General features: G+C 71.6%; 21 protein-coding genes. 8 read left to right on the plus strand and 13 right to left on the minus strand.

The features are described 5' to 3' along the window. Window positions 1–232: 232 nt before the first annotated feature. The 7 genes from PIJ49_RS08465 to PIJ49_RS08495 all read right to left on the minus strand — a co-directional run bounded on the left by PIJ49_RS08465 (window position 233) and on the right by PIJ49_RS08495 (window position 5,051). Window positions 233–640 carry an MATE family efflux transporter gene (locus PIJ49_RS08465; protein ID WP_271826327.1) on the minus strand — a complete coding sequence of 136 codons (408 nt, stop codon included), beginning with the start codon at window positions 638–640 and terminating at the stop codon, window positions 233–235. 160 nt (window positions 641–800) lie between these two features. Further along, window positions 801–1,358, minus strand: coding sequence for a histidine phosphatase family protein (locus PIJ49_RS08470; protein ID WP_271826328.1), 558 nt, complete (start codon window positions 1,356–1,358; stop codon window positions 801–803). Then, window positions 1,358–1,801, minus strand: a complete 444-nt coding sequence (locus PIJ49_RS08475; RefSeq protein ID WP_271826329.1) for an SdpI family protein — start codon at window positions 1,799–1,801, stop codon at window positions 1,358–1,360. Before PIJ49_RS08475 ends, PIJ49_RS08470 begins: the two co-directional genes overlap by 1 nt. Window positions 1,802–1,878: 77 nt before the next feature. Then, on the minus strand, window positions 1,879–2,376 hold the full coding sequence (locus tag PIJ49_RS08480; RefSeq protein ID WP_271826330.1) for an RES family NAD+ phosphorylase: 498 nt from the start codon (window positions 2,374–2,376) through the stop codon (window positions 1,879–1,881). Between the two features lie 19 nt (window positions 2,377–2,395). After that, the gene (locus PIJ49_RS08485; RefSeq protein ID WP_271826331.1) at window positions 2,396–2,821 is read right to left on the minus strand and encodes a PRC-barrel domain-containing protein; all 426 of its coding nucleotides are present in this window, start codon (window positions 2,819–2,821) and stop codon (window positions 2,396–2,398) included. A gap of 155 nt (window positions 2,822–2,976) precedes the next feature. After that, the gene (locus PIJ49_RS08490) at window positions 2,977–4,026 is read right to left on the minus strand and encodes a methionine synthase (RefSeq protein ID WP_271826332.1); all 1,050 of its coding nucleotides are present in this window, start codon (window positions 4,024–4,026) and stop codon (window positions 2,977–2,979) included. A 20-nt stretch (window positions 4,027–4,046) separates the two neighbouring features. After that, window positions 4,047–5,051 (minus strand): putative oxygenase MesX, encoded by a 1,005-nt coding sequence (locus PIJ49_RS08495; RefSeq protein ID WP_271826333.1) that lies wholly within the window; start codon window positions 5,049–5,051, stop codon window positions 4,047–4,049. A gap of 119 nt (window positions 5,052–5,170) precedes the next feature. Here PIJ49_RS08495 and PIJ49_RS08500 point away from each other — a divergent pair, with 119 nt between their 5' ends. Continuing rightward, complete coding sequence (locus PIJ49_RS08500) at window positions 5,171–6,118, plus strand: LysR family transcriptional regulator (protein ID WP_066656220.1); 948 nt, start codon at window positions 5,171–5,173, stop codon at window positions 6,116–6,118. A 24-nt stretch (window positions 6,119–6,142) separates the two neighbouring features. Here PIJ49_RS08500 and PIJ49_RS08505 read toward each other — a convergent pair whose 3' ends face one another. Both PIJ49_RS08505 and PIJ49_RS08510 read right to left on the minus strand, forming a co-directional pair. Further along, window positions 6,143–6,631, minus strand: coding sequence for a hypothetical protein (locus PIJ49_RS08505; RefSeq protein ID WP_271826334.1), 489 nt, complete (start codon window positions 6,629–6,631; stop codon window positions 6,143–6,145). Window positions 6,632–7,062: 431 nt separating this feature from the next. Then, a complete protein-coding gene (locus tag PIJ49_RS08510; protein ID WP_271826335.1) occupies window positions 7,063–8,973 on the minus strand; it encodes an ABC transporter ATP-binding protein in 1,911 nt (636 codons plus the stop codon). Between the two features lie 59 nt (window positions 8,974–9,032). Here PIJ49_RS08510 and PIJ49_RS08515 point away from each other — a divergent pair, with 59 nt between their 5' ends. Then, window positions 9,033–10,061: an LLM class flavin-dependent oxidoreductase gene (locus PIJ49_RS08515; protein WP_066656203.1), complete on the plus strand. Its 1,029-nt coding sequence runs from the start codon at window positions 9,033–9,035 to the stop codon at window positions 10,059–10,061. A 29-nt stretch (window positions 10,062–10,090) separates the two neighbouring features. Then, complete coding sequence (locus PIJ49_RS08520; protein ID WP_271826336.1) at window positions 10,091–10,957, plus strand: SMP-30/gluconolactonase/LRE family protein; 867 nt, start codon at window positions 10,091–10,093, stop codon at window positions 10,955–10,957. A 101-nt stretch (window positions 10,958–11,058) separates the two neighbouring features. Here the strand turns inward: PIJ49_RS08520 and PIJ49_RS08525 are convergent, their stop codons facing one another. After that, window positions 11,059–11,781 carry a tyrosine-protein phosphatase gene (locus tag PIJ49_RS08525; RefSeq protein WP_271826337.1) on the minus strand — a complete coding sequence of 241 codons (723 nt, stop codon included), beginning with the start codon at window positions 11,779–11,781 and terminating at the stop codon, window positions 11,059–11,061. Between the two features lie 161 nt (window positions 11,782–11,942). Between PIJ49_RS08525 and PIJ49_RS08530 the strand changes: the two genes are divergently transcribed. Continuing rightward, a complete protein-coding gene (locus PIJ49_RS08530) occupies window positions 11,943–12,392 on the plus strand; it encodes a DUF4383 domain-containing protein (protein WP_066656188.1) in 450 nt (149 codons plus the stop codon). A gap of 211 nt (window positions 12,393–12,603) precedes the next feature. Then, window positions 12,604–13,032 (plus strand): hypothetical protein, encoded by a 429-nt coding sequence (locus tag PIJ49_RS08535; RefSeq protein ID WP_066656185.1) that lies wholly within the window; start codon window positions 12,604–12,606, stop codon window positions 13,030–13,032. A 30-nt stretch (window positions 13,033–13,062) separates the two neighbouring features. Here the strand turns inward: PIJ49_RS08535 and PIJ49_RS08540 are convergent, their stop codons facing one another. The 3 genes from PIJ49_RS08540 to PIJ49_RS08550 all read right to left on the minus strand — a co-directional run bounded on the left by PIJ49_RS08540 (window position 13,063) and on the right by PIJ49_RS08550 (window position 15,449). Continuing rightward, window positions 13,063–14,493, minus strand: coding sequence for an FtsX-like permease family protein (locus PIJ49_RS08540; RefSeq protein WP_271826338.1), 1,431 nt, complete (start codon window positions 14,491–14,493; stop codon window positions 13,063–13,065). A gap of 1 nt (window position 14,494) precedes the next feature. Then, on the minus strand, window positions 14,495–14,926 hold the full coding sequence (locus PIJ49_RS08545; protein WP_251155735.1) for a hypothetical protein: 432 nt from the start codon (window positions 14,924–14,926) through the stop codon (window positions 14,495–14,497). A gap of 106 nt (window positions 14,927–15,032) precedes the next feature. Further along, complete coding sequence (locus tag PIJ49_RS08550) at window positions 15,033–15,449, minus strand: HIT family protein (RefSeq protein ID WP_209685867.1); 417 nt, start codon at window positions 15,447–15,449, stop codon at window positions 15,033–15,035. A gap of 111 nt (window positions 15,450–15,560) precedes the next feature. On the opposite strand from PIJ49_RS08550, the gene PIJ49_RS08555 reads away from it, so the two are divergent. The 3 genes from PIJ49_RS08555 to PIJ49_RS08565 all read left to right on the plus strand — a co-directional run bounded on the left by PIJ49_RS08555 (window position 15,561) and on the right by PIJ49_RS08565 (window position 18,186). Continuing rightward, a complete protein-coding gene (locus PIJ49_RS08555) occupies window positions 15,561–15,785 on the plus strand; it encodes a PLDc N-terminal domain-containing protein (RefSeq protein ID WP_066658679.1) in 225 nt (74 codons plus the stop codon). 161 nt (window positions 15,786–15,946) lie between these two features. Continuing rightward, window positions 15,947–17,548: an MFS transporter gene (locus PIJ49_RS08560; RefSeq protein WP_271826339.1), complete on the plus strand. Its 1,602-nt coding sequence runs from the start codon at window positions 15,947–15,949 to the stop codon at window positions 17,546–17,548. Window positions 17,549–17,676: 128 nt separating this feature from the next. Then, window positions 17,677–18,186, plus strand: coding sequence for a hypothetical protein (locus PIJ49_RS08565; protein WP_271826340.1), 510 nt, complete (start codon window positions 17,677–17,679; stop codon window positions 18,184–18,186). The last annotated feature ends 14 nt before the right edge of the window (window positions 18,187–18,200 follow it).

Consider the following 18,200-nt stretch of genomic DNA (forward strand, 5'->3'; position numbering starts at 1 on the left):
GGGCCGCGGTCCGACGAGCTCGGGGGCGGCTTTCGTGGGGAACAGTCCACGAGGGGCACTGAGCGGCATCGTCGCCACCTTCCCCGTCGTCGGACCAGACCGACGAACGCCAGCAGCGTCCACGTCGACCGAGCAACGGTTGGTGCAGCACACCGTTCGGGTCAGCGGCGCTCGCGCGCCTCCGGTCCGGGCCGGGAGGCGCGGGTCCTGCGGGTGCAGCGGCGCCCGCCCGTCACTTCGTTCGCTGGTAGACCGTTGCGACGACCGACCCGTACAGCGCGAAGGCGGCGATGCCGCCGGGGAACATCGCGAGGACGGCCGCGGGTACCGCCCACACCTGGTGCACCCAGGGGTGACCTGCTGGCTCCGTGGTGGTCATCGCGGCGAACGAGCACGCGGAGACGAGCACGGCCCACGCCGCCGTCATGCAGATGATCGGCAGGAAGTGCCACCCGAGGCCGAGGAGCGGGTAGACGAGCGGGAGGAGGAACATCGCCGGCGCGATGATGAAGCCGGTCCTGGCCGTGGTGCGGAAGGCCTTCCGGCTGCTGTTGACCTGGGCGATGGTGCGCTGGTCTCCGACCTCCGACTCCGGCCATGAGTTGTCCGGGAGGCCTGCGCGCGTGTCCTGGTCGTCCATCTACGGCAGCCCCGGCCAGGACACCGCGGGCCACTCGAGCTGCCCGGCCGTCGGTCGTTCTCGATGATCAGTGGTCACGGTTCCCCCTCGCGTTCCCCTGACGGCAGCGTACTGCTCTCGGCCTGATCTGCCGCCGCCGGACCTGCCCCCGACTCCCGCTTCAGCCGACGTGCTCCCACGACGACAGCGCCGTCCAGTCCTGCGGGTCGAAGGCGAAGGAGCTGCCCATCGCGGGCTGGTCGAGTGCGCGGCTGATGGGCTCGCGTCGGAGGCTCGCCAGCAGGAGCGCCCCGACCCCGCCGTGAGCGACGAACGCGATGCTCCGCTCGGGTGTCTGGGCCGCGATGCGTCGGACCGCGCGCTCGACACGGCTCTGGGCGTCGATCGCGCGTTCCCAACCACGGACGGACCGGTGCGGTTCGGCGAAGAACGCGTCGACGATCGGTTCGAACTCACGCGGGTCGAGGTAACCGGTCGCGCCGCGGTCCATCTCACCGAGGTCCTCGTCGACCTCGAACTCCGAGCCCCACTGTCCGGCGATGATCTCCGCGGTGTCCAGGGCCTTCCGCTCGCTGCTGCTGACGATGCGGAGGGGCTGGGGGAACAGCGTCGCGATGTGTGCGGCGCGGGCCCGTCCGACCGGCGCCAGACCCCAGTCCTGGATCCGGACGGTCGGGTCGACGGTCACCTCGGGATGGGACACCCACGTGCACAGCATCATCCGACCGTACCGGCGTCGTCAGTGTCCCTCTCGTTCGAGACGGGCGACGGGGTCGCGGGGGAGCCATCGGGGTGAGAACCGTCGCCTCCAGCCTCGGGCAACGCTCGTCGTACGGCGCGGTGGGCGGCCGGGATGGACAGGAGTGCTCCACCGACGAGGAGACCAGCGGCGACGAGGACGGCGGCAGGAGTGTGGAGTGCTGGAACTCCGATGCTGATCGCGCACCACGCCGTCACGAGGAGGCCGGAGACGATCGTCGGGCGCAGCGCTGCACGATGGCCGATCCGCCAGGCCGCCTCGCTCGACATCGTGACCGACGTCCGGACGCCGGCGAGGCTGTTCCGTGGCAGCGAGCCGTTGGCGGCCCTCCACGTCAGCCACGTGACCAGCGCAGCCGCCCCGATCTCGAGGGCCATCGGGAACACCACCGCACCGTCCATGCCGACGACGCTAGCGTCCCCGGCGGAGAACAGCGAAGTATCAGTGTCACCTACGTGTCGTCGAACCCGGCACGGTCTCAGCCGGCCTCTGTCCGGACGCGTACCTGCGGCGAACCGTCGGTGTTCCAGCGGAACAACACGAGGTGCCAGAGGCCCGGGCGCTTCCTCGACGGATCGATCAGGCCGTCGGCGCCGAGTGCCACCAGGCGGTCTCGGACCTGCCACGAGGCCGGGACGCCACCGTCTGCGACGACCTGTTGCCACGGAGCGGTCGCGTCCTCGAGGTCGACCACGGCTTCGGAACGAGCGGCCCGGTCGCGGAGGTCGACGATCCGGGACGCCACCACGCCCACTTCGACGATCATCGGCTCCGTGGCGCGCTTGTCCGGATGCGCCACCAGTGCGGCCTCCACACCCTCGACCGACGAGCTGAGGTACAGCGGGGGCTCGTCAGCACGTGAGTACCGGCCTGCGGACCGTGACCCTGCGATGGCGGATGCGCGGAAGCGCGGGTCCACCGCGCGGAAGAAGGTGCCGCGCACCTCCGGTGCGAAGATGTCTCGGTCGTCGCTCACGAAAGCATCCTGGTGCGGCTCACGCCGGCGGCGTCGCTCCCGCGCCCTCGGTGTCGTCAGCGCCCGCCGGACCGGTACCGGCCTGGTCGAGGTTCTCGTGCGGGTCGCCCATGTCGCCGGTCGCCTTGCCTGCCGGGGACAGCCCGAAGTGCTTGCGGACGGCATTCGCCTGGGTGTCGGTCACGGTGTTCCCGGCTCCTGGGGAAGGGGCATCCTTGATCGCGCTCTTCGAGTAGCCGACGTGCAGGTCGTTGCCGTCGAACGTGGCGTCCTCGACCGGGACGAGCACGGTGTGACCCCCGAGGAGTCCCGTTGCGACGCTGATGAACGCGGCACTGCCGTCCTCGGCGGAGGGGAAGACCTGCGCGACCTTGCCGACGGATGCGCCGTTGCGGTCCTTGACAGGAGCGTTCTCGATCTCGTGGATCGTGCTCTTGGTGATCATGGGCGTAGTCAACGCTCCCAGCCTGACCTGCTTGTGTCAGTGGTCGCGCGGCGGGCCCGAGCGCTGCGGGAAGAGCCCTGAGCAGGCGAAGCAGTCGATCGTCACGTTCGTCGAGGGACCGAGCCGTGCCTCCAGACCGGTCTGGAGCCGCGCCGCTACCGCGCTGTCGGCACCGCGACGCTCGCGAGCTCGGCTCGGACGATGTCCGCACCCGCGGACAGCGCACCGAGCTTCTGCAGGGCCGCCCCACGCGCCAGCGGCGCCATGCCGCAGTTCGTGCTCGGGATGAGCTTGTCGGCGTCGACGTGGTCGAGAGCGCGGCGGAGGACTGCGGCGACCTCTTCGGGTGTCTCGACCTGCTCGGTGGCGACGTCGATCGCACCGAGCATGACCTTCTTGCCGCGGATGAGCTCGACGAGTTCGAGCGGGACGTGGGAGTGGATGCACTCGAGGGAGACGATGTCGATCGAGGACTGCTCCAGGAGCGGGAAGGACTGCTCGTACTGCCGCCACTCGGCGCCGAGGGTCTCCTTCCACCGGTTGTTCGCCTCGATGCCGTAGCCGTAGCAGATGTGCACGGCGGTCTCGGCGCGCAGGCCCTCGGCGGCGCGCTCGAGTGCGGCCACGCCCCAGTCCTGCACCTCGTCGTGGAAGACGGTGAACGCGGGCTCGTCGAACTGGATGACGTCGACGCCGGCCTCCTGGAGCTCGAGTGCCTCCTGGTTGAGGATCGTCGCGAACTCCCACGCCAACTTCTCGCGGCTCTTGTAGTGCTGGTCGGAGAGCGTGTCGATCATGGTCATCGGGCCGGGGAGCGCCCACTTGATCGGGCGGTCGGTCTGGGCCCGGAGGAACCTCGCGTCCTCGACGAACACCGGCTCCGGGCGGCTCACCGCGCCGACGACCGTGGGCACGGCGGCGTCGTAGCGGTCGCGGATGCGCACGGTCTCCTTGCGCTCCTGGTCGATGCCGTCGAGGTGCTCGATGAAGGTGGTGACGAAGTGCTGCCGGGTCTGCTCGCCGTCGCTGACGATGTCGATGCCGTTGCGCTCCTGCTCGTGGACGGCGGAGCGGAGCGCGTCCTGCTTGCCCTCGACGAGGGCGTCACCCTCGAGCAGCCAGGGGGACCAGAGTCGCTCGGGCTCGGCGAGCCAGGAGGGCTTCGGCAGGCTGCCGACGATCGCGGTGGGGAGGAGCGTGCTCATGCGCGTGGGGGTCCAGTCGGTCAGTGGGTGAGGGCAGCGGGGGCGGCGGGAAGAGCCTGGTCGGCGTGTGCGGTCTGCTCAGCGAGCCAGCGGTCGAGGAAGTCGCGGTGCGGTGTGACGAGGTGCTCCTCGGTCCACCGGCCCTGCGTGACGCCGAGGCGGCTGCGTTCCTCGCGGTCGTAGGCGATGCCGGTCGACGTCCAGTCGTCGTGCTCGAGTGTCGGGCGGAACGTGCTCGGCGCGACCTCGTTCGCGTTGTAGATCTCCGGCCGGTAGATCTTCTGGAACGTCTCCATGGTGGCGATCGTGCCGATGAGCTGCAGGTCCGAGTAGTCGGTCAGGACGTCGCCGCGCGAGTAGAAGGCGAGCGGTGCCTTGGACCCCGGCGGCATGCAGTACCGGACCTGCATGCGCATGCGACCGAAGTAGTCGTCGGTGAGCGACGAGTGCTCGTGCTCGTACTCCGCACCGAGGACCGGGTGGACGACGCCCGTCTGCCGGTAGGTCTGGCTCGTCGAGACGCTGATGCAGACGACCGGCTCCGCGTCGAACTCCGACCGGAACGCGTCCGATCGCAGGAAGTGCTGGAAGAGCTGCCCGTGCAGCAGCCCGAAGTCGGCGGGGAGCGAGGATGCGGACGGCAGGCGGACGGCGAAGTCGTGGTCCCGCAGGTACGACGAGAAGTTGTTGCCGACGATGCCCTGGTGGCGCTCGCCGGAGTGCTGGTCGACGATCGTGACGTCGAGCACCTCGATCAAGGGGAAGCGCTCGACCTGTCCGCCGTCCTCGAACTGCATCGTCACCGACACGATGTCGAGCTCGACGCGGTAGCGATCCGCGTCCGGGTGACCGGCCAGGTCGTTGCAGCGCCCGTCGATGAGCGCGAGCGCGTCGCGGAGGTTCTGCTGCCGGTGCTCCCCGCGGGCCAGGTTCGCGAAGTTCGTCGTCAAGCGCGAGCTCTCGGCCGGCGAGTAGTCCTCGTCGAAGCGTGTCCTGCTGATGCTGAAGGTGATGTCGTTCGCCATGGTCCGCAGTCCGGTCGTCGAGCGCCCGCGGGCACTGTGGGAAGGGTCCTCCGATCATGACGGGAGGCGCGGGTCATCAGGTAATACCGAGACGCTATGCGGTCGCATAGCCTGTTCCTATGGCTCGCGTTGCGAACGACATCACCCTGCAGCAGCTGCGGTACTTCATCGAGGTCGCCTCCGAAGGATCGATCAGCGCGGCCGCAGACCTGCTCTACGTCTCGCAGCCGACCATGTCGGCCGCGATGAAGGACCTGGAGGCGCGCATCGGTCGGCCGCTCTTCACCCGTTCTGCGCGTGGGGTCGTGCTCACCGTCGACGGCGTCGAGTTCCTCGGGTACGCCCGCCAGGTCGTCGAGCAGGTGTCGTTGCTCGAGCAGCGGTACGTCGGGCGCCAGGCGTCGCGCCGGCTGCTCGGGGTGTCGGCCCAGCACTACTCGTTCGCGGTCGAGGCCTTCGTGCGGATGGTCGAGGGCGCCGACGCCGACCAGTACGAGTTCTCGCTGCGCGAGACCCGCACGTGGGACATCATCGAGGACGTCCGGACGCTGCGGAGCGAGCTCGGCATCCTCTACCGCAACGACTTCAACCGGCAGGTGCTCGGCAAGCTCATGCGGGACGCCGGGGTCGTGTTCACGCCGCTGTTCGTCGCACAGCCGCACGTCTTCGTCGCCCGGCGGAACCCGTTGGCGTCGCAGGAGCGGGCGACGCTCGACGACCTCGCCGAGCTGCCGCGGTTGACGTTCGACCAGGGCGCGAACAACTCCTTCTACCTGGCCGAGGAGATCCTGTCGACGATGTCGAGCAAGCGGGAGATCCGGGTGTCGGACCGGGCGACGATCTTCAACCTCATGATCGGGCTCGGCGGGTACACGATCTCGACCGGGCTCATCAGTGACGACCTCGACCCGGAGATCGTCGCCATCCCGCTCGACGTCGACGAGCGCATCGAGATCGGGTGGATCGCGCACTCCTCGGTGCCCCTGACGGAGCAGGCGCAGACGTACCTGGAGGAGTTGCGGGCGGTCGTCGTCAGCTACGGGGTCGAGCTGCTCGGGCCGCACTGATCCGTCGAGGATCTCCGCCGCTCGTCACTCGCCGTTGCGCTGCATCTCGACGGCGTCCCCGTCAGCACACTCGGACGTTGCTGAGACCGTGTACCGACGGGTGTCCGCCAGGAAGCTGATGGACGTGGTCGGGCCTCCTGCGCCGCGGAGACCGAGGATCGGGTCGTCGCCCCCGCTCTCGTACGGCTGCGTGGTGATCCCGGTTTCCTCCCACAGCTTCTCGACGACGGCGATGTCCGTTTCGGGTTCACCGGTCGGCTTCGCGAGAGCCGTGATGTACCTGTAGGCAGCGCCGTCGCTGCCGTCGCTCTTGCTGCACTGTTCGACCGAGGGCCCGCTGTAGACCTCCCAGTCGCCCTCGAGTGAGGAGGCAGTCCGGTCGACGATGTCCTGCACGGACTGCCGGGCCTCGGCAGTGCTCACGGCCCCGTTGCTCTCCGAGTCCACGCGGCTTCCTCCACTGCAACCGGTGATGACGACGATCGCTGTCACCGCAGTGACGACGGCGATCACCGCACGGACGTGTTCCCTCACCGTCCGCATCGGTCAGGGATCCGCTCCGAGGACGATCCCGAGGACGATCCCGAGGCCGGCCTCGAGAGGTGGTACGCGGTCATCTCGACTCCTTGTCCCGTGGCGGCGTGAGCGACGACACGACGCCATCCTGCGCCTCGTCGCACCGAGCGAGCCGGGAGCCGAGTACGGGGCGGCCACGTCCCGTCCGCCGCGTGACGATCCCGGTGCACGGATGCCGCGGTTCGTGCACCGGGATCGTCACGGACGTGGACCCGATCTCGGTCTCGGGCACGGAGCGGCTGACGGCTGCGGACCGCGGTGCCGCCGGACGGGAGGCGCGGGGCGCGCGCACCACGCGCCTCCGGGCCGGCGCTGGGCGCGATCGCACGTCCGCCCGCAGCCCGTCACAGGACGCTGCGGTCGCGCCGTCAGCGGATGCCGCTCCCGCGCAGCGGAGCGGGGTCCGGCGCCTGGTCCGCCTGGACGGCGAACTGGGTCCGGTGCAGTTCCTCGTACCGTCCGCCGACAGCGAGGAGTTCCTCGTGCGTACCGCGCTCGACGACGGAGCCGTCCTCGATGACCAGGATGAGGTCCGCGCTCCGGATGGTAGACAGCCGGTGCGCGATGACCATCGCCGTGCGACCGTCGAGCGCCTCGCTCAGGGCGGCCTGCACGGCGGCCTCGGACGTCGAGTCGAGCGCGGCGGTCGCCTCGTCGAGGATCACGACGCGGGGCTGCGCGAGCAGGAGCCGGGCGATCGTCATGCGCTGGCGCTCGCCGCCGGACAGGCGGTAGCCCCGCTCGCCGACCATGGTGTCGAGCTGGTCGGGCAGCGACCGGATGAGCGGCTCGAGGCGCGCACGTCGGACGGCGTCCCACACCTCGTCGTCGGTGGCCTCGGGGCGGGCGAGGCGCAGGTTGGCGCCGATGGTCTCGTGGAACAGGTGCCCGTCCTGGGTGACCATGCCCATCGTGTGCCGCAACGACGCGAAGGTGACGTCGCGGACGTCCGTGCCGGCGAGTCGGACGGCGCCGCTGTCGACGTCGTACAGGCGGGAGAGCAGCTGCGCGATCGTGGACTTGCCCGCGCCGGAGGACCCGACCAGGGCGACGGTCTGCCCGGGCTCGATCCGGAACGAGACACCGTGCAGGACCTCGTCACCGCCGCGGGTGTCGAGCGTGGAGACCTCCTCCAGCGAGGCGAGGGAGACCTTGTCGGCGGACGGGTAGGCGAAGCGGACGTCGTCGAACTCGACCGCGACGGGACCGTCGGGCAGGGTGACGGCGTCGGGCTTCTCCTGGATGAGCGGCCGGAGGTCGAGCACCTCGAAGACGCGCTCGAAGCTCACGACGGCGCTCATGATCTCGACGCGCGCGTTCGCCAGGCTGGTGAGCGGTGCGTAGAGGCGGGTGAGCAGGAGTGCGAGGGTGACGACGTCGCCGGTGTTCAGCTGGCCACCGAGGGCGAGCGTGCCGCCGAGCCCGTACACGAGTGCGAGCGCGAGCGCCGAGACGAGCATGAGTGCGGTGACGAAGACGAACTGCAGCATCGCGGTGCGGACGCCGATGTCCCGCACGCGGGCGGCGCGGACGCGGAACTCCTCGGCCTCTTCGTCGGGGCGCCCGAACAGCTTGACGAGCGTCGCGCCGGGTGCGGAGAACCGCTCGGTCATCTGCGTGCTCATGGCGGAGTTGTGGTCGGCGGCCTCGCGGCGGAGTGCGGCGAGGCGGCTGCCCATCCGGCGTGCGGGGACGAGGAACACCGGGAGCATGACGACGGCGATGACCGTCACCAGCCACGAGGTGCTGAGCATGACGACGAGGGTCAGCACGAGTGCCACGGAGTTCGTGACGACGCCGGAGAGCGTCCCGCTGAAGGCCTGCTGCGCGCCGATCACGTCGTTGTTCAGCCGACTGACCAGCGCGCCGGTCCGGGTCCGGGTGAAGAACGCGATCGGCATCTTCTGCACGTGGTTGAACACCGCGGTGCGGAGGTCGAGGATGACGCCCTCGCCGATCCGCGCCGAGTACCAGCGGGTGAGCAGCGACGACGCGGCGTCGGCGACGGCCACGAGCGCGATGACCAGGGCCAACCAGACGATCGTCGACACGGCGCCGCGGGCCGCGATGACGTCGACGACCTGACCGGCGAGCACCGGCGTCGCGACCGCGAGGAACGCCCCCACGACGGACAGTGCGATGAACACCACGAGCTGCACCTTGTAGGGCACGGCGAACGTCATGATCCGTCGGAGCGACTCGCGGGAGAAGCCCCGCCCGGCGTCCTTCGCGGACGAGATCTTGTACAGCGAGCTCCAGGCAGCGCCTTCCATGCTCATGCAGCCAGGATACGTCGGGACCACCGACGCCCCGCGCCCCGGTCTGCGACGATCGGAGCATGCCCTCCGACGACCGGCCCCTCGAGCGCCTCGGCTTCCTGACCATCGGCTCGTTCGACCCCGTGCGCCCGGCCGACGGCCACGAGGAGACGCTCCGCGTGATCGAGCGAGCCGAGGCCCTCGGTTTCGACAGTGCCTGGCTCCGGCACCGCCACCTGCAGCACGGCATCTCGTCGCCCGTGGCGATCACGGCCGCAGCCTCGCAGCGCACCTCGCGGATCGCCCTCGGCACCGCGGTCACCCCGATCGGCGCCGAGAACCCGTTCCGCCTCGCCGAGGACCTCGGCACGGTGGACGTGCTGCTCGGCGGTCGGCTGCAGCCCGGCTTCTCCGTGGGGACGCCCATGCACTACGACCTCTACCGTGACGCGATCCACCCGGACACCGCCGAGCACGAGGACCTCGGCAACGACCGACTCCTGCGATTCCGGGACCTCGTGCGCGGCGACCCTGTCACGGCGACCGTGGAGCGCCGGGGGATCGAGGAGTTCGCCACGACCGTCCAACCGCAGAGCCCGGGGCTCGCCGACCGGATCTGGTACGGCACCGGCAGCACGCGGTCCGCGGTGTGGGCGGCCGAGCACGGCTTCCACCTGCTCACCTCGAGCGTGACCCGGAGCGAGGTCGGCACGGACTTCGCCGCGAACCAGCGCGCGCAGGTCGACGCCTACCTCGACGCGCACCCGGATCCTGCTGCGGCGCGGGTCTCGCAGGGCCTCGTGGTCATCCCGACCGACTCGGCGACGCCGGAGCAGGTCGAGCGGTACCGGGCCTACGCCGCGGCGCGAGCCGGTCGGGTCGGGGTCCCGCAGGGGCCGGGGAAGCTGCTGTTCGCCGCCGACCTGGTCGGGAGCTCGGCCGAGATCGCCGATCGACTCCGCGCCGACGCCGGGTACCAGGTGGCGACGGAGGTGGCCTTCGCGCTGCCGTTCTCGTTCGCACCCGACGACTACGCGCAGATCATCGAGGACATGGCCGGTCGGCTCGGCCCCGAGCTCGGCTGGACCCCGGCCACGAGCGCCAGGTGACCGCCAGTCCCGAGTGGCAGGTTGGACGGGTGCACACCACCATCGACTCCGCGACCGAGGTCGTCTCCGGCATCCGCTTCCCCGAGGGCAACCGCTGGCACGACGGCCGGCTCTGGTACTCCGACATGCACACGGGCGAGGTCTTCTCGGTCGACCCCGGTGCGGCGGACGCGCGACCGCGCCTCGAGACGACCATCGCCGGCCAGTCGTCCGGCCTCGGGTGGCTCGCCGACGGCCGGCTGATCGTCAGTGCCATGAACGCCCGGACGATCCAGGTCGTGCGTCCCGACGGCTCGAACGAGCCGTTCGCCGACCTGTCGTCGATCGAACCCTCGCTCCTCAACGACCTGGTCGTCGACGAGGCGACCGGCCGGACGTACGTCGGCGCGTTCGGCTACGACCTGTACGGCGGTGAAGAACTCCGCCCGGGACCGCTCTACGTCGTCGACCAGGACGGCTCCGCCCGGCTCGCCGCCGACGGCCTGGTGTTCCCGAACAGCGCGAACGTGCTCCCCGGCACGCGGACCCTGGTGGTCAGCGAGACCTGGGGTGGTCGACTGACCGCGTTCGACATCGAGCCGGACGGGTCGCTCACCGGCCGCCGCGAGTGGGCGACGCTGCCCGAGGGCGTCACGCCGGACGGCAGCACGGTCGATGCCGAGGGCGCGATCTGGGTCTGCTCGGTGGACACGGGGGAGTTCCTCCGCGTCGTCGAGGGCGGCGAGGTCACCGACCGCGTCGACGCCCCCGGCCTGTGCGCGATCGACTGCGCGCTCGGCGGCGAGGACGGTCGCACCCTCTACCTCGCCACCGCCGACAGCTACGACCCGGACACCACGGCGCGCACGCGCGCCGGGCGGATCAGCGCCGTCCGCGTCACCGTCCCCGGACCGTGACCGCACGACCGACCTGAGCAGTCGACGGCGGGGCGCAGCTGACGGACGGGAGGCGCGGTGCGGGCCGGCAGCGTGCCTCCCGTCCGACGGCTCCCGCGTGGTCAGGGCATGGTGAGTCGGGCGCGCAACCGTGCGCGCAGGTCGTCGTCGGCACCGACGGCGGCGAACGCCGCGTCGACGTCGGCGGCGACGTCCTCGACGATCGGTGTGACGGTGGCGAGCCACTCGGTCACCTGGTCGGCATCCCAGGTCGCCTGGCGGTCACCCGGAGCGTGGGTCCCGGTGCCGGCCATCGCGCGGACGGAAGCCGCGTGGTCCTCGGCGACGGCCGTCGGCGGGACGCCGGCGTTCGCGAGCAGCAGCGTGCTGATCATGCCCGTCCGGTCGCGCCCCGCACTGCAGTGCACGAGCACCCCGGACGGCGCGTCCGCGATCGCCCGCAGCGCACCGAGCACCAGGTCGGGCAGGATCCGCCAGTTGTGCCGCCAGTACTCGGGGGAGTCGAGGATCGGGAAGCACACCTCGCGGAACTCCGGGTCGTCCTGGTCCTCGGTCGGGGCCGCGACGACGGTGATGTCGGTGAGGGCGTCCGGAGCGACGAGGGGATCGCCCTCGCGACGCCCCACCTCGTCGGCGCACCGCAGGTCGACCACCGACCGGAGCCCACACACGCGTGCGTCCTGCCAGCCCCGGTCCGTGAGCAGTTCGCGGCGCGGACCGCGTGCGATCCGGCCGCGCTGCGTCGCACCGGTCGGGGACGACGGGGTGGGGAGCCCGCCGAGGTCCCGCACGTTCCGGTAGCCGTCCCAGTCGAGTTCCCGCACCCTCCCACCGTACGACGGGTCCTGTCCGTTCGGCGCGTGCCCCCGGACGGGGGGAAACCGAGAGCAGGCTGCATGTCTACCGTGAAAGGCGACCAAGCGTGACACGCGTCACGTCCCCGACCGGAACCACGACCCGGTCCTCGCACACAAGGAGAGACCACATGTCCAGCGCAGCAACCCCCCGTACCGGTTCGACCCTCGTCCAGAAGGGCGCACTGCTCTTCGGGATCGTCTTCCTCATCGTCGGCATCGCCGGGTTCATCCCCGGACTCACGATGGACATGGGCACGCTGTCCTTCGCGGGCAACAGCTCGATGGCCATGCTCCTCGGCCTGTTCCAGGTGTCGGTGCTCCACAACATCGTGCACCTGCTGTTCGGCATCGTCGGCCTGCTCGCCGCCCGTTCGGCCGCGGGCTCGCGCTCGTACCTGCTCATCGGCGGCATCGTCTACGCCGTGCTGTTCGTCTTCGGCCTCTTCGTCGCCGGCATGGCCGGGGCTGCGAACTTCGTCCCGCTCAACAGCGCCGACAACGTCCTGCACGCCTTCCTCGCCGTCGCGATGATCGTCCTCGGCGTGCTCCTGCCCCGCGCCGGACGCACCACCCGCTGACACCCAGCCCAGCGCAGACAGGAGCGCGTCGGTCCTCGGACCGGCGCGCTCCTGTCGTCCGTGGGCCACGGGCGTGCGCCGGGACGGACGGGAGGCTCGTGGTCGACCCGCACCGTGCCTCCCGTCCGCCGGGTCGCGCGGTCCGCACCGGCGGTGCCAGGATGCCGTCAGCACCGGTCGCGGACCGGGCGGATCGGTGAGGGAGACGGGCATGGCCGAGGTGTTCAGCGACGCGGAGCGAGCCGCGATGCAGCAGGCAGCAGCGGAACGGAAGGCGACGCGCGGGCTGAAGGGCGCCGCGAAGCGCGAGGCCGAGCGCGAGGCGTGCACGGCCGCGATCGAGGCACTCGAGGGCTTCGACCAGGTCCTGGCCGCGCGCTACCACGTGCTCGTGACCGAGGTCGCTCCGGAGCTCGATCCGAAGACCTGGTACGGGTTCCCGTCGTACGCGCGGGACGGCAAGGTCGTCACCTTCGTGCAGCCGGCCTCGAAGTTCGGTGCGCGCTACGCGACCGTCGGGTTCCAGGAGGACGCCACGCTCGACGACGGCGCGATGTGGGCGACCTCGTTCGCCGTCGTCGAGTGGACCGACGAGGTCGAGCAGCGGCTCCGGGAGCTCGTGCGTCGGGCGGCCGGCTGACCCCGCGACACCCCCCGGCCCCGTCGGGCGCTACTCGTACCGGAGCGCGGTCACCGGGGCCGCCCGCACGGCTCGTGCCGCCGGGCCGAGCGCAGCGGCGAGCCCGGTGCCCGCAGCGCCGACCACCACGACGACCACGAGCCAGAGCGGCACGACGGGCGCGATGAGTTCCGCACCCTTCGTCGCGCCGAGCAGGGTGTACGCCCCGGCCCAGCCGTACGCGGTGCCGAGCAGCCCGCCGAGCACGACCGCGACCGCGACCGTGATCGCCGTCTCCGCGAGGACGAGCGCGCGGACCTGCTGCCGCGTCGCGCCCACCACCCGGAGCAGTCCGAGCTCACGTCCCCGCTGCGAGGTCGTCAGGGCCGTGACGGCGACGACCCCGGCGGCCGCGATGACCCCCGCGGCACCGACGAGGCCGGTGAACATGACCGCGAGCTGGTCGAACTGCTCCTGGATGCCGCGGTAGTACTCGGGGTCGTCCGCGGCCTGGCCCTGGAGCATGCTGGCGTAGGTCGAGAACCCGACGGCGAACGTGGCCATGAGCGTCACCGCGATGAGCAGCCCCACCGTCGCGCGGGCGGTGCGCTTCGGCGCCCGGAGTGAGTTCCGTGCGGCCATCGCCGGCACGACCGACCGGGCGGACGCGGCGGCCGCGATCCGCAGGACGGCGGGGAGCAGCACCGGGGCGGCGACCACGACGCCCGTGAACGACAGGGCACCGCAGGCCACCGCGAGCAGCAGGGAGTCGACGCTCGTCGCGCCGAGCACCACGGCGACGCCGAGCCCCGCCGTGCCGAGCAGGGAGAGCGTGCTCGCGGTCACCGTGCGGCCGACGGAACGGGTCGTGCCGGGAGCGGCCTCGACGCCGGCCTCGAGCGCGCGGAGCGGGGAGATGGTGAGGACGGCGCGGGAGCCGATGCGGAACGCGACCGTCGTGATGACCGCGACCAGGAGCCCGATCGGGACCAGGGACGGCGGGGCGACGACGCCGAGCGACGGGAGCACGTCCGCGGCCGCGGTGACGGCGAGCGCGGCGTCCGCGACGACCGCGCCGAGGACGGTGCCGACGGCGGCGCCGACGATCCCGCAGGTCGCCCCGGTCCGGGTGACCTGCCAGCGGAGCTGCTGACCGGTGGCACCGAGGACACGTTGCAGTCCGAGCGAGCGGGTGCGGCCGGCGATGACGGTCGCGCAGGTGTTGGACGCGACCACGGCGCTGACGTACAGGGCGATCCCGATGAAGACCCACGCCACGACAGGCAGGATCGCGGCCACCGTTGCGCTCGACCCGGTGCGTTCGCCGAGCTCGACGATCCGGTGCGCGGCCTCGGCGCCGGTGACGACGAGGGCGCCGAGGCCGGCGGAGAGGGCCGCGACGGCGACCGTGGCGCGGTGCTCGCCGAACGGACGGGCGCGCCGCGTCCTCGTGCGTCGGTGGCGGCCGCGGGGACGGGGCACGTCAGGACCCGCCGTCGCCCGGGTTCGGCGTCCAGGCGACCCAGCGGTCACCCGTCGACGTCATCGACCACGGGCCGCACCGCAGCACCGAGGTGGCCTTGTACACGTCCGGCGCACCGTCGACGTCCATCGTCGGCGCGGACTGCCGGGGCGTCGTGCTGCAGGCGTCGTCGGTGACACCGTCGGTGCTCGTGAAGACCAGCGTGGTCGGGGTCGTGTCGGAGCCCTTCCCGCCGGTGCCTGCGACCGAGGTGATGTCGCTGGCGTCCGAGGGCAGCCAGTCGGGTGCGGAGTCGAGGTCGGCGCGGGTCGAGGCCTCGGAGGTCACCCGGTCATGGGCGAGGTCGCCGAGGGCCGAGCAGCCGGTGAGCGTCAGGGCGCCGAGGGCGAGCACGCCGACGGCGAGGGGAGCGGTGATCGTGGAGCGGGGCATGTCGAGCCTTTCGTGTCTGGGACGATCACAGCGCACCGCGGCCCACGGCGGGATCGGCACAGCGGAGGACCGACGTGCTCCTCCGGGATGACATCCGGTGCCGCGCCTACTCGAACATCGCCCGCAGGTCGGCGTACGGATCGCCGTCGTGCACGTGCGCCGACGGCGGCTCCGGCCAGTGCGTCGTGCCGTCGTCCGGCCAGCAGGGCACCACGTGGAAGTGCAGGTGCGGCACGCTCTGCCCGGCGTCGGTGCCGGAGGCCTGCAGGAGGACGGTCCCGGTCGCGCCGAGGGCACCCCGCAGCGCGAGGCCGACCCGTCGCGCCAGCGCCGTGCAGGCTGCGAGCGAGGTGGGGTCGGCGCTGAGCAGGTCCGCGGTGTGGGCGACCGGGACGACCAGCGTGTGCCCGGGCGCCAGCGCCGATGCCGGGAGCGGGGCGAAGGCGACGGCGTGCTCCTCGCGTTCGACCCAGGTGACCGGTTCCCCGCCGGCGATGATGCTGCAGAACGTGCACGACTCCATCGCTCCAGTCTGGTCGACGCCGACCAGGGGGAGTGAGGTCGTCCTCGCGGAGGACGCGACCGACACGGGGCGCGTCCTAGCGTGGGACCTCCGACGACGAAGGAGGACGACGTGTTCGAGAACCTCGCTGGTGCCCACGTGCTGGTGCTCGTGCTGCTGCTGACCCTGGACGTGCTGGCGCTGGTGCAGGTCTGGCGCGACCGACGCCGGAGCGACGCGGTGAAGATCGTCTGGACGCTCGTCATCGTCCTGGTGCCGGTCGTCGGCGTGCTCGGTTGGGCGGTCAACTGGCTCCTGGGGAGGGCGGCGGACGGCCTGCAGCGCACGGGGCGCTGACCCACCGGCCCGTCCGGGGCGTCTGCTGCGTCCGAGGTGTCCGAGGTGTTCGAGGTGTCCGAGGTGTTCGCGGTGTCCTCGGCGTCCGCGGGTCGGATCGGGGGACAAGAACCGCACAGCCTGCGGATCGCCCTGAGGGCCCGGCCTAGCGTGGCATCGTCATGGCAGCCGAACACCGCAGACCCGTCGAGCCCGATGCGGCTCCCACCGTCGCGCACCACACCGCGCACCACGCCGCGAGCGCCGAGCAGCCCTCGGGGCCGCAGGCCGAGCAACACCCCGAGCAGCACTCCGACCAGCAGCAGCCGACCGGCGGACGACCGGCGCAGCAGCAGGACGACGCCCCGGACCCGAACCGGTGGAAGGCACTCGTCATCTGCCTGCTCGGCGGCGGCATCGTCCTGCTCGACGTGTCGATCGTCAACGTCGCACTCCAGTCCATCTCGAGCGGCCTGAGCGGCGCGACCCCCGAGGCCGTCCAGTGGATCCTGTCCGGGTACGCCCTGGCGTTCGGACTGCTGCTCGTGCCCGGTGGCCGGCTCGGTGACGCCGTCGGCCGTCGCCGCATGTTCGTCGTCGGTGTCGCACTCTTCACGGTGGCGAGCGCGCTCTGCGGCTTCGCCCCGAACGGGTTCGTGCTCGTCGTCGCCCGCCTGGTGCAGGGCCTGGCCGGCGGTCTGCTCACCCCGCAGGTCACCGCGCTGATCCAGCAGCTGTTCCGCGGCAAGGAGCGCGGCACCGCCTTCGGCCTGTTCGGCGCGACCGTCGGCATCGCCACCGCGATCGGTCCGCTGGTGGGCGGCCTGCTCATCACGGCGTTCGGCACCGAGAACGGGTGGCGCTTCGTCTTCTTCGTGAACCTGCCCGTCGGGCTCGTCACGATCCTGCTCGCCTTCCGCTACCTGCCCACCACGCCGAAGGCGGAGCGCGGCCAGAAGCACGACTTCGACCCGGTCGGGATCGTCCTGCTCGGCGCCGCGGTCGTCGCGCTGCTGCTGCCCTTCGTGCAGTCGGAGCAGTGGAAGAGCAACGCCAAGTGGTGGCTCGTCGTCGCCGCGGTGGTGTTCGCGGTGCTGTTCGTGCTCTGGGAGCGCCGCTACGGCCGGTACCACGAGCCCGTGGTCGACCTGCGGCTGTTCCGCCGTCGGTCGTTCTCGCTCGGGGTCGGTCTCGCCACGGTCTACTTCGCCGGGTTCACCCCGCTGTTCTTCGTCCTCACCCTGGCGCTGCAGTCGGGCCTGCAGTACTCCGCGCTGCTCGCGGGCGTCGCGTCGGTGCCGTTCGCCATCGGCTCGGGCATCGCGTCGACCGTCGGCGGCCGGATCGTGCACCGCTTCGGTCGGCAGCTCATCGTGGTCGGCACCGTGCTGGTGCTCATCGGCCTCGGCGCGGTCGTCTGGGTCGTCGCGGAACACTACGGCCCGGACCTCGGCTGGTGGCTCGTGCTGCCGCTGCTCGTCGCCGGCATCGGGTCGGGTCTCACCATCTCGCCGAACCAGACGCTCACGCTCTCCGAGGTACCGGTCCAGCAGGGCGGGTCCGCAGGTGGTCTCATCCAGGTGGGGGCCCGCGTCGGCTCGGCGATCGGCATCGCCGCGGTCGGCAGCGTGTTCTACTCGTCGCTGGCGAGCACGAAGGGTGACTACTCGCAGGGCCTGCCGCTCGGGCTCGGGGTCTCCCTGGTCTTCGTCGCGGCGGCGCTCATCGCCGGGATCGTCGACGTCCTGGTGGGGAAGGTCCGCGGGACGGAGGCGTCCGTCTGAGCCGACACACGGCTCCGCGGGTGCCGGCTCCGCCCGGTGACCACGCGGGGGACTGGTCTGCCGTGCACCGACTCCGCTACCGTCGCGGTACGCGGGCGACGAGTCCGTGAGCGACCAGAGGGGGCACCGTGACGACGGACGACCGCGCGCAGGACAGCGACCGACCGCTGCGACGACCGACGGTGGTCACCGCTGCCGTGGCGATCTGGGCGGTCGTGCTGCTGGTACGGGTCACCACGGTCTCGGTGGCAGCGGTGCAGCTGGCGCAGGACGAGTCCGGTGGTCCGCTCATCGCGGTGATCGGTGGGGTGCTCGGCATCGGGATCTGCGCGTTGCTCGCCTGGGCGACCCTGCTCGTGTGGCGTGGTTCCGGCACCGCGCGGGTGTGGCTCGGGGTGATGGGTGCCTTCGCCCTGGTGAACGTCGTGATCGCCGTGGCCGTCGGGAGCGCGGACTGGCCCACGCTCGAGCCGGTCGCTGTCGTCGCCGCTGCCGTGCTGCTGTACCTGCCGTCGGCACGCCCGTGGTTCCCTCGCTGGGAGCGACGCCCGCGTGCGCAGGAACCGAGGACCATCGGCTGGGACCCGCAGACCGGGGAGCGGATCACGGAGCCGCGCGAGGCCGCCGACCAGCGCTGAACACGCCGCGCCCG

It is taken from the genome of Curtobacterium uvaldense, assembly GCF_028307415.1.
Lineage (GTDB): Bacteria > Actinomycetota > Actinomycetes > Actinomycetales > Microbacteriaceae > Curtobacterium.